Source organism: Cohnella sp. SGD-V74, from assembly GCF_003001675.1.
In the GTDB taxonomy this organism is placed as follows: Bacteria; Bacillota; Bacilli; order Paenibacillales; family Paenibacillaceae; genus Cohnella.
Genome location: NZ_PVYW01000023.1, coordinates 109834 through 123863 on the forward strand (window position 1 = coordinate 109834; position 14030 = coordinate 123863).

Sequence of the window (14030 nt, forward strand, 5' to 3'; positions counted from 1 at the left end):
GAAAAAAGACCCCTTCCTTCCGAATAACGTTATTTTCGGAAGGAAAGGGCCTATTGTTTAGAAGCCGAAGTAATTTTGGGCGTTGCGGAAGCAGATGTCCTCCACCATGCCGCCGAGCAGCTCCATATCGTGCGGCGCTTCTCCGCGCTCGACCCACTCGCCGAGCATATCGCACAAAATTCTGCGGAAATATTCGTGGCGCGGATAGCTCAGGAAGCTGCGGGAATCCGTCAGCATGCCGACGAAGCGGGACAGCAGGCCAAGATTGGCCAGCGCGTTCATCTGCTCCAGCATGCCGTCCTTCGTATCGTTGAACCACCAGGCCGAGCCGAGCTGGATTTTGCCCGGTATGCCGCCGCCCTGGAAGCTGCCCATCACCGTTCCCAGCACGTAGTAGTCCTTCGGATTAAGCGAGTACAGAATCGTTCTCGGCAAGCCGGCTTTGGCGTCGATGCCGTCCAGCAGCTTCGTCAGCGGATAGGCCAGCTCTCCGTCGTGGATCGAGTCGAAGCCGGTATCCGGACCGAGGCGGGAGAACGTACGGCTGTTGTTGTTCCGGGATGCGTGGATGTGCAGCTGCATCGTCCAGCCGAGCTTGCTGTACTGCTCGCCCAGGTGAAGCAGCGTGTACGTCTTGTACTTGCTTTCCTCCTCCAGCGTCAACGTCTCGCCGCCAAGCGCCCGCGCATAGATGTCGGATACTTCTCCCAGATTCGTCTCGGCGTACAGCACACGGTCGAGCGCATGGTCGGACACTTTGCAGCCGACCTTGGCGAAGAAGGCGATCCGGCTGTCCACCGCCGCCAGGAACCCCTCGTACGTATCGACGTTCGTCCCTGCCGTCTCGCCGAGCTTGCGCACCCATGGCACGAACGTGCCGCGGCGAATTTCCAGCCCCTTGTCGGGCCGGAACGACGGAAGCACGAGGCAATCGAAATCGGCGATGCCTTTGATTCCTTCATGATATTCGAGCGTATCGGTCGGATCGTCGGTCGTGCAGATGACGCGCACGCGCTGATCCCGGATCAATTTTCGGACGGAAAAGTCTTCGGAACGCAGCACCGCGTTCGCCTTCTCCCAGATCGCCGGCGCGTTCTTCTCGTTGATCGGCTCCTCGATGCCGAAATAACGTCTCAGCTCGAGATGCGACCAGTGGTACAGCGGATTGCCCAGCGTCGCGGGAACCGTCCTCGCCCACGCGAGGAAACGGTCGTAGTCGTCTACCCCCGGACCTCCGGTTACGAGCGCTTCCTCGATTCCGTTCGCCCGCATCGCTCTCCACTTGTAGTGGTCTCCGTACAGCCAAATTTCCGCGAGGTTGCCGAAACGCTTGTCCTCGTAGATTTCCTGCGGATTCAGATGGCAGTGGTAGTCGATAATCGGCTGTCCCGCCGCGTAATCGTGATACAGCCTCCGAGAAACCTCGCTCTGAAGCAGAAAGTGCTCGCCCATGAACTCCTTCACTTCGCTATCGCTCCTTCATCGAAATTTGACCAGCTCGTCGACGCGCACCGCCTGTCCCGTCCGAATCGAACGGTTCGCCGCGATGCCCGTCAAAATGCTTTTCGCTCCGTCGATATGATTCGCCGCCCGCTTGAACCGATCCTCCGCCGGAACGCCGAAAATATCGTTCAGCAGCACCGGATCGCCGCCGCCGTGCCCGCCTTCGCCCTCTTCGACCTCGACCTCGTAAGGAGCCGCGAACATCGGGAACACGGTGATCGATCTGTCTTTAAGCGCGCCTTCCTCGGCTTTCTCGCCGCCCGAGTTGACGTACGATTGCTCGACGATCGTCATCTCGATCCGGCCCTTCGTGCCGTTAAAGGCGATGCGGTACCCTTCCCAAGGGAGGTAAGCGTTGAGGGAATACGTCAAAATCGCGTTGTTCTTGTACCGGACCAGCACGCCCATCGTATCCTCGATGCTGATGCCGTCTCCGAACACGCTCTGGTCGCGCTGGTAGCCGTCTTCATGCTCCGCATCCAGATAGAGCGCCTTCAGGTTGTCGTTCTCGTCGAGCGGCAGGGCGAACGGATCGCCCTTGGCGTTCGGATTTCCGGTGGCGCGATCGTAAAACTTGGTCACTCCGCGCTGCTCCGCGTTCTCCTTGCCGTAGAACAGCAGATCCCCGAAAGCGAACACCGTATCCGGCTCCGAGCCGATCCAGAAGTTGACGAGGTCGAAATGGTGCGTCGACTTGTGGACGAGCAGGCCGCCGCTGTTTCTTTTGTCCCGGTGCCATCTGCGGAAATAATCCGCGCCGTGCTGCGTGTTCAGCAGCCACTCGAAATGAACCGAAGTAACTTTGCCGATCACGCCGTCCTCGATCAGCTCGCGGGCTTTCGTATGGTGCGGCGCATAGCGGTAGTTAAACGTCACCCGCACATTCCGGCCGGTGCGCTCGACCGCGTCCAAAATGTCCTGGCACTTCTTCTCGTCCACCGTCATCGGCTTCTCGGTCACGACGTCGCAGCCGAGTTCCATCGCCCGAATGATGTACGTATGGTGAGTGCGGTCCACGCTCGTCACGATGACGGCGTCTGGCCTCTCCCTGGCGATCATCTCGTCGAACTGCTCGGTCTTGTAAGTCGCGACCGGACGATAGCCGTAACGCTCGGTCAGCTGCCGGTTGGCGTAATTCATCCGGGTCTGGTTCGTGTCGCAGAACGCCAGCAGCTCCGACGTATCGCGGAAAGACGTCGCGATCGCCGAATAGAAAAACTCCGCCCGTCCGCCCGAACCTACTAACACGTACTTTTTCTTGTCGCTCATATTCGCTCACCCTTATGTTTGGATTGTTGTTCCGATAAGAGTAACTTATAGCAAACAAGAAACGTTTTCTCCTGCTTTCCTGCTCATTAACGCAAAAATCCCGCATATTTTGCTATAATACATCGTAAGCTTCGCGAAAATGAAAGAAGGTGCAGCAGCGTTGACAACGTCGCCCTTGCCGGAGAGGCTCGAACACGGAAGCTTGTACGACTCCTTTTACATCGAATACGTGCGGCGCACCCGGCCCTTCACAATGGACGTGCATCATTTCCATTCCTACTTCGAGCTGTACTGCCTGCTGTCCGGCACGCGCGATTATTTCGTGCGCGATTCGACGTACGCCGTGGAAGCGGGCGACCTCGTGTTCATCGGCCCGAACGCGCTGCACCGGACGCTGCTCGCCGGCGATCCCGCCCACGAGCGCATCGTCGTCCATATCGACGACCGCTATGTTCGGGACGCGCTCGGCGAGCATGCCGAGCTGCTGCTCGGCCCCTTCGAGGCGGCTGCGCCGATCGTCCGACTGCGAGGCGAGCAGCGGCTGCGGCTCGACGCGCTGACAAGCCGCATGCTCGAAGAGCTCAGAACGCGGCCGCCCGGCTTCGAGCTGGCGCTGAAGACGGCGGTCGCCGAGCTGCTGCTGCTCTCCGCGCGCGCCGTTCACGCCGGCCATGCGCCGGAAGCTTCTCTCAGCTCCCCGATGCACCGCAAAATGTCTGAAATCGTGCGCTACCTGAACGCCAGCTACGGCGAGCCAATCAAGATCGGGGAGCTGGCCGAGCGCTTCTACATCAGCCCGTACCATATGAGCCGATCGTTCAAGGCCGCGACCGGCTTCACCCTGATCGACTACTTGAACCTGACGCGGGTCAAGGAGGCTCAGCGGCTGCTTCGCGAGACCCAGCTTCCGATTACGGAGATCGCGGCCCGGACCGGCTTCGACAACTTCTCCCACTTCGGCAAAACGTTCAAAAAAATAACCCGGGCTTCCGCCCGGGATTACCGCAAAGAGCATCGCGCCGCCTCTCCACAATAGCATACTGCGCGAGGAGGCGGCTTTATTGGAATAGTGCGTTTTCGCTTCCGATTTGACTGTGAGTCTTCAACCAATCATCGATTCCAATAGGCGGCATAGCCGTCATTGCGCGCTCGCCTTCGGAATTTCATTGTTCGCGATCATCTCTCCGAACGGGCTGATATACGAATTGCCAGCCGGCCGTTCTTGCTTGTTCGCCAGAGGAAGCAGCGGGAAGAGCAGCTCGGCCGTCCGGTACGCTTCCTCGAGATGCGGGTAGCCGGACAGGATGAACGTCTCGATGCCGAGCTCGGCATACGCCTTCATGCGGTCGGCGACCGTCTGCGGGTCCCCCACGAGCGCGGTGCCGGCTCCGCCGCGCACGAGGCCTACGCCCGCCCACAGATTCGGACTGATTTCCAGCGCCTCGCGGCTGCCCCCGTGCAGATTCATCATCCGCCGCTGGCCGACCGAATCGAAGCGGTCCAATATTTTCTGCGCTCCGGCGATCGTCTCGTCGTCCAAGTAGCCGATCAGCTCCTCGGCGGCTTTCCAGGCGTCCTCTTCCTTCTCCCGGACGATGACGTGCAGACGAATGCCGAAGCGCACCTTCCTTCCCTGCTGCGCGGCCAGCTCGCGAACGACGGCGATCTTCTCCGCCACCTGCTCCGGCGGCTCCCCCCAGGACAGATAGACGTCGACATGGCGGCCTGCGACCTTGTGGCCCGCCTCCGACGAACCGCCGAAATAAAGCGGCGGATAGGGCTGCTGCACGGGCGGATACAGCACCTTGCCCCCGTCGATGCGGATGTACTCGCCGGCGAAGTCGATTTCTTCGCCCTGCAGCGCCTTGCGCCATACGGTCAGAAATTCGTCCGTCAAGTCGTACCGGGCATCGTGGCTCAGATGCAGGCCCTCCCCGGCCAGCTCGACCGGATCGCCGCCCGTTACGACGTTGATCAGCAGCCGTCCGCCCGAAATCCGGTCGAACGTCGACGCCATTCGCGCCGCGATCGTCGGAGACATGAGTCCCGGCCGGACCGCGACGAGAAACTTAAGCCGCCGGGTAATCGGAATAAGCGCGGACGCCGCGATCCACGGATCTTCGCAGGATTTGCCCGTCGGCAGCAGCACGCCTCCGAATCCGAGACTGTCGGCCGCTTTGGCGATTTGGCTCATGTAGTCGAAGTCGACCGCCCGGGCGCCGTGGCCGGTGCCCAAATATTTTCCGTCCCCGTGGGTCGGGATGAACCAGAACACTTCCATTTCCTTCAAACCCCTTTCCTGACTAGCGCGTTTGCCTCAGCAGCTTCCATACCGGATCGATCAGCGCGGCCTTGTCGCTGCTTAAATATTGGTTGGCGTAGCTCCTTACCGGGTCTCCGGCGTAGAACCTTTCGTACAGCTCGTGCCGCGAGCCCAAGGGGCTTCCGATCAAATCCCAGGCCAGCTTGAACAGCCTGACCTTCTGCTCGGCGCCGACCGACACCCCTTCGAAGTAGCGGTTCAGCAGATCGCCGAGAGGCCCGTCGAACTGGCTCATCCGGGCCGGCGTCTGAACGAAGCCGCCTCCGCCGACCTGCTGCAAAATCTCGATCGCGCGCGGATACAGCTTCGTCCCGATGCTTCTCGCCGTATCGATGAACGTCGCCTCCGGCAGCCACATCCCCGTCGCCGGATCGGGCTTCGCCTGCGCTTCCGCAGCGATCAGCAGCGCCTTGGCCGTATCGATCTGCGTGATGAGCTCCCCGAGCTTCTCCTGAACATGGAGAAAACCGTTCACCCCGATCGCGTCGGCGACGGCGAACGTCACCCCGGCGACGAATTCCAGCTTCGCGACGAAGCGAACGACCGTCTGATGGAACGCCAGCGAATTCGAAGGCACATGCGAGCGCAGCTTCCAGACGGCGTCGGCGTCCCCGTTCAGCAGTACCCGCTCCCACGGAACGAGCACCTCGTCGAACAGCAGCACCGCGTCCATCTCGTCATAGCGCGAGCTGAGCGGATGATCCTGCCCGTCAGGCTCGGCGAACGACTCCCTGCAGACGATGTGCAGCCCTTCCGATCCTGCCGGCACGATCAGCGCATGGGCATGCTTGCTATGCCGGGCATCGAGCTTGTTGAACGAGAAAATGAGAAAATCGTGCGTGTAGGGCGCGCCCGTCGCGATCATCTTGGCTCCGCTCAGCACGATGCCTTCTTTCGTTTCTTTGACGACGTGCAAATAGCGCTCTGCGATCCTTTTATCGTCCAGCCCCTTCGAGCGGTCGATCTGCGGGTCCAGCAGCGAAGTCGTCAGGAAGCGGTCGTTGTCCCGGGCTTCCTCGTAGTACGCGGAGATCTTCGCCTCCAGCCCGGCGTCCAGCTTGCCGAGCTGCTTGCGCGAGCCGTACCATCCCGCGACGAGCGAACGCGCGTAATCGGACAGACGGCTCATGACGCCGTTCGTTTCCTTGGCCCAATAAGCGAACGCGCGGCTTCTCTTCGCCAGATCCTCCGCGGTGTAAGGCACGAGAAAAGAACTGTGGGCGAACTTGCCGCTGTCGCCCGCCGCATACCCGACATAGTCTCTGCGGCGGGGATCGTCAAGCAGGTCAAACAGTCGGCCGATCGTGGCGAGCGTTCCGGAGAATGCCGGGTGCCCCGGCAGGTCGACCACTTTCTCCTGGTCTACCCATACGTTCCTGCCATCCTGCAGACTGTCCAGAAAGCGTTGTCCTCTCGATGTCATGTGCCGGATCGCTCCTTCGCCGCGCTCGCGCGCCGGAAGGCCGCGCCAGGGTGCCGGTCCGGCAGACGGCTTGCGCCGGGTCCGAACAGCTTCTCGCGCATCGTGCCCTTGGCGTATTCCGTCTTGTACGCGCCGCGCTCCTGCAAGATCGGCACGACCAGATCGATGATGTCCTTCAAGCTGCCGGGCGTAATGAGATGGGCAAGGTTAAAGCCGTCGATGCCCGTCTTCTCCACCCAAGCCTGCATCTGATCGGCGACCTCCTCGGCCGATCCGAACAGCAGGGCGCTTCGTCCTCCGATTTTGACGATCTCGTCGACGACTTCCCCCACGTTCATCCGCTTCTCCGACATCGTCGTGAACCGGGCCACGGCCGCCTGTCCGTGATCGGACGCGAAGTACGACAAGTAGTCGGAGCGGTCGTACTTCGACAGGTCGATGCCGCTGAAGCCCCCGTACAGCACTTGAGGCGCGTCTTCGCTGCGCAGGGCCGTGTATTCCCTGAACTTCTCCTCCGCTTCCGCCCGCGTCCGGCCCACGATGGAGTTGATGGCCATGAACACTTTTACGTCCTCCGGCTTGCGCCCGTAGGAGACGGCCTTCGCCCGGATGTCGTCGACGTAAAACTTCAGGCTCTCGTAGTTGTGCGCGTCGATGAACACGCACTCGGCGTGCTTGGCGGCGAACTCCCGTCCTTTGGCGGACGTCCCGGCCTGATACAGCACGGGCGTGCGCTGGGGCGAAGGCTCGCTCAGATGCGGCCCCGGAATGTTGTAGTAGGGTCCGGCGTGATTGATCTCGTGAACTTTGGAAGGATCGGTATAGATGCCGCGCACGGCGTCGCGCACGACGGCGTCCTCCTCCCAGCTCGCTTCCCACAGCTTGTAGACGACTTCCATGTATTCGTCCGCAACCTCGTAGCGGCGATCGTGATTGACTGCCTGATCGAGTCCGAAATTTTTCGCGGCGCTCGGCAGGAACGAAGTGACGATATTCCACCCTACCCGGCCTCCCGTCAGATGGTCCAGCGTGGACATTCTTCTCGCATGGGCGTAAGGAGGCTCGTAGGTTGTCGGAATCGTGACGGCGAAACTCAGATGCTCCGTCGCGTACGCCATCGTCGGTATGATCAGGGACGGATCGTTGACCGGCACCTGGACGGCGTCCCGCAGCGCGGCGTCGCGATTGCCGCGGAACACGTCGTAAAATCCGTACACGTCCGCCAGGAACAAGGCGTCGAACAAGCCCCGCTCCAGCAATTGCGCCAGCTCGACCCAATAATGCAAATCCTTGTAGCGGTGCCGCTCGCTCGCGGGATGCTTCCATAAGCCGTGCGCGCTGTGCATGGCCGTGTTCATATCGAATGCGTTAAGCAGTATTTGTTTCCCCATGTTCATTCCCCTCGCGCGAAGCGGTATTCCGCGCCGGGATGCCGCTCGGGCAGCCGGGCGCGGCCGGCTCCGAACAGCTTCTCGCGCATCGTGCCCGCTTCGTAGCTTGTTTTGTATAAACCCCGTTCCTGCAAGACCGGAACGACGAGATCGACGATTTCCTCCAGGCTCCCCGGCGTGACCAGGTGACCGAGATTAAAGCCGTCGATGCCGGTGTTCTCTACCCACTCCTGCATTTGATCGGCGACCTGCTCGGCCGAGCCTTTGAGCAGCACGGTCCGTCCGCCAATTCGGGTAACGGACTCGATTACTTCCCCGTAGGTCATCTCCTTCGGAGACAGCTTCGTATACCTCGCCATGACCGTCTGCCCGTGATCCGTCGCCCGATAGGTCAAAATCTGGTTCGGATCGCCTTGCGCCAGGTCGATTCCCGTATATCCGCCGTAGATGGCCTGAGGGCCGTCCGCACTGCTTAGAGCGGTCAATTCCCGGTACTTCTCCTCCGCCTCGGCTTCCGTTGTCCCCACGATCGTGCTGAGCGCCATGAACACTTTCACGTCGTCCGGCTCCCTGCCGTAAGCGGCCGCTCTGGCGCGGATATCGTCCACGTAAAACTTCATGCTCTCGAAGGAATGGCCGTCGATGAACACGCATTCCGCATGTTTGGCGGCGAACGCCCTGCCTCTCTCCGACGCGCCCGCCTGATAAATGACCGGGGTTCGCTGAGGCGAAGGCTCGCTCAGATGCGGCCCGGGAACCCGGTAATGCTTCCCTTCGTGATGGATCTCCCGAACTTTGAGAGGATCGGTATAGATGCCTGCGGCCGGATCGCGAACGACGGCGTCTTCGGCCCAACTGCCTTCCCACAGCTTGTAGACGACTTCCATGTATTCGTCGGCCTGCTCGTAGCGCTCGTCGTGTCCGATCATCCCGTTCAGCCCGAAATTGCGGGCGGCGCTCGGAAGGAAGGACGTAACGACGTTCCAGCCGATACGGCCGTTCGTCAGATGATCCAGCGTCGTCATCCGCCGCGCGTGGGCGTAAGGATGCTCGTACGTCGTCGGCACCGTCACGGCGAAGCCGAGATGCCGGGTTGCGTAGGCCATCGTCGGAATGATCAGCGCCGGATCGTTGATCGGGGCCTGGACGGCGTCCCGCAGCGCGGCGTCGCGGCTGCCGCGGAACACATCGTAAAACCCGTACACGTCCGCGAGAAACAAGGCGTCGAACAGTCCCCGCTCCAGCAGCTGCGCCAGCTCGACCCAGTAACGCAAATCCTTGTAGCGATGCCGCTCGTTGTCGGGATGCTTCCACAAGCCGTGCGAATTGTGCATGGCCGCGTTCATATCGAAGGCGTTAAAGCGGATCTGCTTCGCCATCGCTCAGCCCTGCTCCTGGACGCCGAGCTCGTTCTTGGCGACGTACAGCCGGCACAGCTCGCTGGAGTAGGCCATCAAGCCGCCCGCCTGGGCATCGCGCAGATGGCGCTCGAAGGACAGCGCGCGCGTGAACGCCAGCCCGCCTCCGACGCGCAGGCCGAGATCGGCTGCGTCCTTGGCGATCTGGTTGGCCAATATTTTGGCTTCCATCGAGACGATGATCGTCTCCTGGGAGCCCTCGTCCGCCAGCTCCAGCAGCCGGTCGGCCAGCAGCTTGGCGGCTTTCAGGCGAACGTGGACGTCGGCCGTCTCATACTGAATCCACTGCACATGGGAGAGCGGCTTGCCGTCGGCCAGCTTCTTCCCTTTCGCCTGCGCGATCAGCGCGTCGTACGCCGCCTGGGCGATGCCGAGCGACAGCCACGGCAAGCCGAGCGCAATCAGATTTTGGCGCGGGGACGCGGCCTCGACGAAGCGGTTGGCCGCTTGGAGCCGGGTGCCGCGGAAGCCGATCAATTGGCTCCGCGTGCCGCGCATGCCAAGCGCGTCCCAGATGTCGTGAATGTCGACCGTATCGTCCCGTTCCACGCCGAAGAAGGCGGGCTGGCCGTCAATGCTCGCATTGATCAGGAAGTAGTCGGCCAGCTCGGCGCCGGAGACGAAGCGCTTCGCTCCGTCGAGGCTCCAGTCGCCGTCGCCGAGAGACGTCGCCTCCTGTACGGGATTCAGGAACAGATTGCCCGAGGAAGGCTCGCTAAGCGCGTTGGCGAAGCGCTTGCCCCGTTTCCACTCCCGCAAATAATGCTCCGATCTCTCCGGCGAGGAGAGCGTGATCAGCGATTCGGCGGCGGCCGTGTTCATCAGCCAGACGCAAGCGGTGGACGGGCAGCCTTTGGCGATCTCGAACACGATCCTTCCGAACGTCCGGTACGAGATGCCCGCACCGCCTTTCTCCTCTGGAAGAATCGCCGTGTCGAGCCCGCGCTCGAACAGCTCCCGCAAATTGTCCTTCGGCAGCTCGGCGTTCCGGTCGATCTCGGCCGCCGTCAGGGCGAACTTCGCCGACAGCTCCGACGCGAGATCGATCCAGCGCTGCTCCTTCGCATGCGATATCAGGGTGCTCATAGGTAGTTTCCTCCGTCGCGCGTTCTGTGCGTTATTTCGGCAAATATTCCGTCGTGAACGCTTCGTTCACGTCGACGTCGTTTTTGAGCAGGCCGACTTCCAGCAGCTGCTTCTTGTTCTCTTCCCAGCGCTCTTCCTTCATGACGCCGAATCCTTCCGTCGCCGCGTCGCCTCCCGTTACGAACGGCTTGTAGGCGACGGCCTGCTCATTCATCGCGGGGATCGGCAATTCCTTGTTGTCCTCGTGAATGCGCACGTTCACCTCCTCGAAGTGGTCGAAGTAATACGCCCAGCCTTTCTTCACGGCGCGCAAGTAGCCTTTGACGACCTCCGGATTTTCCTTCAGGAAGCTTTCCGACGTGATGATCGTAATCTCGTAAGGATCGTAACCGGACTCGGACAGCAGGAACGGCACCGCTTCCACGCCCTGTTCCTTAAGCGTAATCGGCTCGGAGGTGGAGAAGCCGTGCAGCAGGGACGTCTCGTCCGCAAGGAAGCGCACGAGCGTTCCGTCAGTCACTTGCTCCTTCAATTGCAAATTGTATTTCTTCTTCACGTATTCGTATGCCGGCACCCCGGGAACGAAGAAGGCGGTGCGGCCGTTCAAATCCTCGAACGATTGAATGTTCTGCGATTTATGGAAAATGAGCGCCTGGGGCGAGCCTTGCAAAGCGGCGGCCACGGCTACGATCGGCAGCCCCTCCTCGCGGTTCTGCAGCACGGTGTCGGCTTTGGCGAAGCCAAATTCGGCGTTGCCCGTGGCGACGATCTGTCGGCCGTTCACTTTGGGTCCGCCCGGCTTGATCGTCACGTCGAGACCTTCCTCCTCGAAATACCCCTGGACCAGCGCGGCGTATTCCCCGCCGTATTCCGGCTCGGCGAACCAGCCAAGCTGGACGGTGATTTTGCGAAGCTCCTTCGTCTTCTCCTCCGGCGAGGCGGAAGGGGAAGCTGCGGGCGACTGCGGCGCGGAAGCGGAGGGCTTGGCAGACTCCGACGAGGCTGAGGATGCTCCCGGCTCCGCTTTGCCGCCGCAAGCGGCCAGGATGACGGTCGTTAGCAGCAATAAAGAGGTTAATTTGAACGGTTTTTTGATCATCTTCATCATTCCTTCGGATAAAATTTAATCGTTGTCGGGCGCGAGCTCCGACTCGTGCCAGGAGCCCAGCAGCTTGCGGGAAAACCAATTCACGAGCTGATAGAAAGCAATGCCGAGCAGCGAGGCCATCAGCCCGCAGGCGAACAGATACGGCGTCTGAATCCGCATCGCCGCATATGTGATCGCGTAGCCGAGGCCGCCCTGCCCTCCGCCGACGCCGGCGACGTATTCCCCGACGATCGCGCCGATGACGCATAGGGAACACGAAATTTTGAGGCCGCCCACGATGTAAGGAAGCGCCGCGGGAATGCGCAGCTTCCACATCGTCTGCCATTTCGAGGCGTTGTAGAGGCGGAACAGGTTTTTCAGATGTTGATCCGTGGAGTTAAGCCCGATCAGCGTGTTGGACAGCATCGGGCAGAAGCCGATCAGGAAAGCGATAATGACGATCGACCTCAGCCCCGCGTCGAACCAGATGACGATGATCGGGGCGACGGCGACGATCGGAATCGTCTGCAGCACGATCGCGTACGGATAGACGCTTCTCTCGATCACTTTCGAGCTGGCCAGCAGAATCGCTCCCAATACGCCTCCGGCGACGGAGAGCAGAAAGCCGATCACGGTTTCCAGCGCCGTCGTATAGACGGAGCCGAGCAAGCTTCTCCAGTTGTCTCCGACCGATGCGACGATGTCGGTCGGCTTCGGCAGCATGTAAGGCGGAATGCCGGCCTGGCCGACGATCAGCTGCCACAGCCCGACGAACAGCACGAAGGCGACGACGGGCGGGACGATGCGTCCGAGCTTTCCGCTTCTAATGGCGTTCATAGCGTACAATCCCCTTCATTCGAATCGTTCCCACGATTCCGATTAATGCTTGAGCGATTCGCTTACTTCGCTGACGTAACGGCCGAAGTCGGGATGAGCCCTGAACCGCTCCCCGCGCGGATACGGTACGTCGATGCGGATTTCGCCGGCGATTCTTCCCGGCCGCGGCGTCATGACCATGACCCTGTTCGACAGGTACACCGCTTCGAAAGCGTTGTGCGTCACGAACAGAATCGTCATCCGCTCCGTTTTCTGCCGGATCGTCAGCAATTCGTCCTGCAGCGTCTGTCTCGTAATTTCGTCCAGCGCGCCGAAAGGTTCGTCCATGAACAAAATCCGCGGATTGGCGACGAGCGCCCGCGCGATCGACACGACGCATCTTCATGCCTCCGGACAGCTCGCGCGGCAGCGCCTTGGCGTAATCCTGCAAACCTACGAGATGCAGCACCCGTTCCGCCTCTTCGATCTGGCGTTTCTTGGGCTGCTTGCGAAGCTGCAGCGGCAACGCGATGTTGTCCCTCACGGACACCCACGGAAGCAGCGTCGCTTCCTGGAAGACGCAAGCGATGCCGTTGCTCTTCCTCGCTTCGTCCGGAGACCCGCCGAGAATTTCTATTTCTCCCCCGGTCGGCGCGGACAAACCCGCAGCCATGCGAAAAATCGTGGATTTGCCGCAGCCCGAAGGCCCGACGAATGAAACGAAATCCCCCTCGCGAACGCTCAAATTCGCCTGCTGTACGGCGATCGTTCCGTTTTTGTACGTTTTCGATACGTTGTTCAGGCCAAGCACTTGCATTTCCGTCTCCCTCCTCCTTGCAACCCGCCGTCCCAACTCTATTTCAACGAACCTCCAGTTGTCTGGTCAGTAGAACGCCCTTGGCAGCTTCCGCCGCTTCAGGTTAATAGGAATCTTAATTTACCAAATTCCTATGTGTCAAGTAGGATTAATTCTTGTGAAACGGGCTCCTTTACACTAAAATAAACATAGCCAAGTTCATCCAAGCTGGGGGCGAACTGAAATTTGGACCACGATAAGGAGGGATTAAAGATGGCGGCAAAACGCAGAAGATTTACGCCCAGCCAGAAGGCGCACATTTTATCCAAGCTTCTTGAGGAACAGGTCAGCGTCGCCGGATTGGCCGAGGAATACCGGATTTCTCCCGTCGTCTTGAACCGGTGGAAAAATCATGCCGTCCAAAACATGCACAAGCTGTTCGAAAACGAGCGCAAGTCGGAAAACGAACTGAAAACCGCGTACGAGCATAGGATCGGGGAATTGCAGGAGGAGGCCGACAAGCTGCGCCTGCAGCTGGAGTGGCTGAAACAGGCGATGATCTCGAGACTCCCCAAGGAGCATCGCAACGAACTTGTCGCCAAGGACGACGGAGGACTGCCGATCCGGACGCAAACCGCTCTGCTCGGGTTGAGCCGCTCGACGCTCTATTACCGGATGAACAACGGCTCCTCCGGGAGACGGTCGCCGCTCGAGGACGATCGCAGAGACGCCGCCCATTTTCCCGCCTACCTGTTCGCCGGCTTAAGCATGGAGCCGCAGCGCTCCAGTCGCGAGAAGGAGCTGTCCAAGCTGAAGATCATCAACGGCTGGATGGACGTGTTCGGCGGCTATCACTGAATCAGGAATGCCGAACTTATTTTTTTCGTTTTCGTGTCCAAATCAAGACAACTCGACTCT

At 60.5% G+C, this 14030-nt stretch carries 12 protein-coding genes and 1 pseudogene; 2 read left to right on the forward strand and 11 right to left on the reverse strand.

Annotated elements, in window-relative coordinates; genetic code table 11:
• Positions 1–57: 57 nt before the first annotated feature.
• Positions 58–1464, reverse strand: a complete 1407-nt coding sequence (gene uxaC / locus B0G52_RS28700; protein WP_094049755.1) for a glucuronate isomerase — start codon at positions 1462–1464, stop codon at positions 58–60.
• Positions 1465–1479: 15 nt separating this feature from the next.
• Positions 1480–2772, reverse strand: coding sequence for a Gfo/Idh/MocA family protein (locus B0G52_RS28705; RefSeq protein WP_094049757.1), 1293 nt, complete (start codon positions 2770–2772; stop codon positions 1480–1482).
• Between the two features lie 160 nt (positions 2773–2932).
• Between B0G52_RS28705 and B0G52_RS28710 the strand changes: the two genes are divergently transcribed.
• Entirely contained in the window at positions 2933–3808 is an 876-nt protein-coding gene (locus tag B0G52_RS28710; protein ID WP_158223919.1) for a helix-turn-helix domain-containing protein, read from the forward strand.
• A gap of 102 nt (positions 3809–3910) precedes the next feature.
• On the opposite strand, the gene ssuD is transcribed toward B0G52_RS28710, so the two are convergent.
• The 9 genes and pseudogenes from ssuD to B0G52_RS36745 all read right to left on the reverse strand — a co-directional run.
• Entirely contained in the window at positions 3911–5053 is a 1143-nt protein-coding gene (ssuD, locus tag B0G52_RS28715) for an FMNH2-dependent alkanesulfonate monooxygenase (protein ID WP_094049759.1), read from the reverse strand.
• 22 nt (positions 5054–5075) lie between these two features.
• A complete protein-coding gene (locus B0G52_RS28720) occupies positions 5076–6518 on the reverse strand; it encodes a 4-hydroxyphenylacetate 3-hydroxylase family protein (protein ID WP_094049761.1) in 1443 nt (480 codons plus the stop codon).
• On the reverse strand, positions 6515–7909 hold the full coding sequence (locus B0G52_RS28725; protein ID WP_094049762.1) for an LLM class flavin-dependent oxidoreductase: 1395 nt from the start codon (positions 7907–7909) through the stop codon (positions 6515–6517). The genes B0G52_RS28720 and B0G52_RS28725 overlap by 4 nt, the downstream gene beginning before the upstream one ends.
• 2 nt (positions 7910–7911) lie before the next feature.
• Positions 7912–9288, reverse strand: a complete 1377-nt coding sequence (locus B0G52_RS28730; RefSeq protein ID WP_094049764.1) for an LLM class flavin-dependent oxidoreductase — start codon at positions 9286–9288, stop codon at positions 7912–7914.
• A 3-nt stretch (positions 9289–9291) separates the two neighbouring features.
• Positions 9292–10413: an acyl-CoA dehydrogenase family protein gene (locus tag B0G52_RS28735; RefSeq protein ID WP_094049766.1), complete on the reverse strand. Its 1122-nt coding sequence runs from the start codon at positions 10411–10413 to the stop codon at positions 9292–9294.
• Between the two features lie 31 nt (positions 10414–10444).
• Complete coding sequence (locus tag B0G52_RS28740) at positions 10445–11512, reverse strand: ABC transporter substrate-binding protein (RefSeq protein ID WP_158223920.1); 1068 nt, start codon at positions 11510–11512, stop codon at positions 10445–10447.
• A gap of 24 nt (positions 11513–11536) precedes the next feature.
• Positions 11537–12337 carry an ABC transporter permease gene (locus B0G52_RS28745; protein WP_094049770.1) on the reverse strand — a complete coding sequence of 267 codons (801 nt, stop codon included), beginning with the start codon at positions 12335–12337 and terminating at the stop codon, positions 11537–11539.
• A 42-nt stretch (positions 12338–12379) separates the two neighbouring features.
• Positions 12380–12664 carry a hypothetical protein gene (locus B0G52_RS36740; RefSeq protein ID WP_369827154.1) on the reverse strand — a complete coding sequence of 95 codons (285 nt, stop codon included), beginning with the start codon at positions 12662–12664 and terminating at the stop codon, positions 12380–12382.
• Between the two features lie 106 nt (positions 12665–12770).
• Positions 12771–13133, reverse strand: a pseudogene (locus B0G52_RS36745) (ATP-binding cassette domain-containing protein); the annotation flags it as partial.
• A 252-nt stretch (positions 13134–13385) separates the two neighbouring features.
• Here B0G52_RS36745 and B0G52_RS28755 point away from each other — a divergent pair.
• Positions 13386–13970, forward strand: a complete 585-nt coding sequence (locus tag B0G52_RS28755; RefSeq protein WP_094049772.1) for a transposase — start codon at positions 13386–13388, stop codon at positions 13968–13970.
• The last annotated feature ends 60 nt before the right edge of the window (positions 13971–14030 follow it).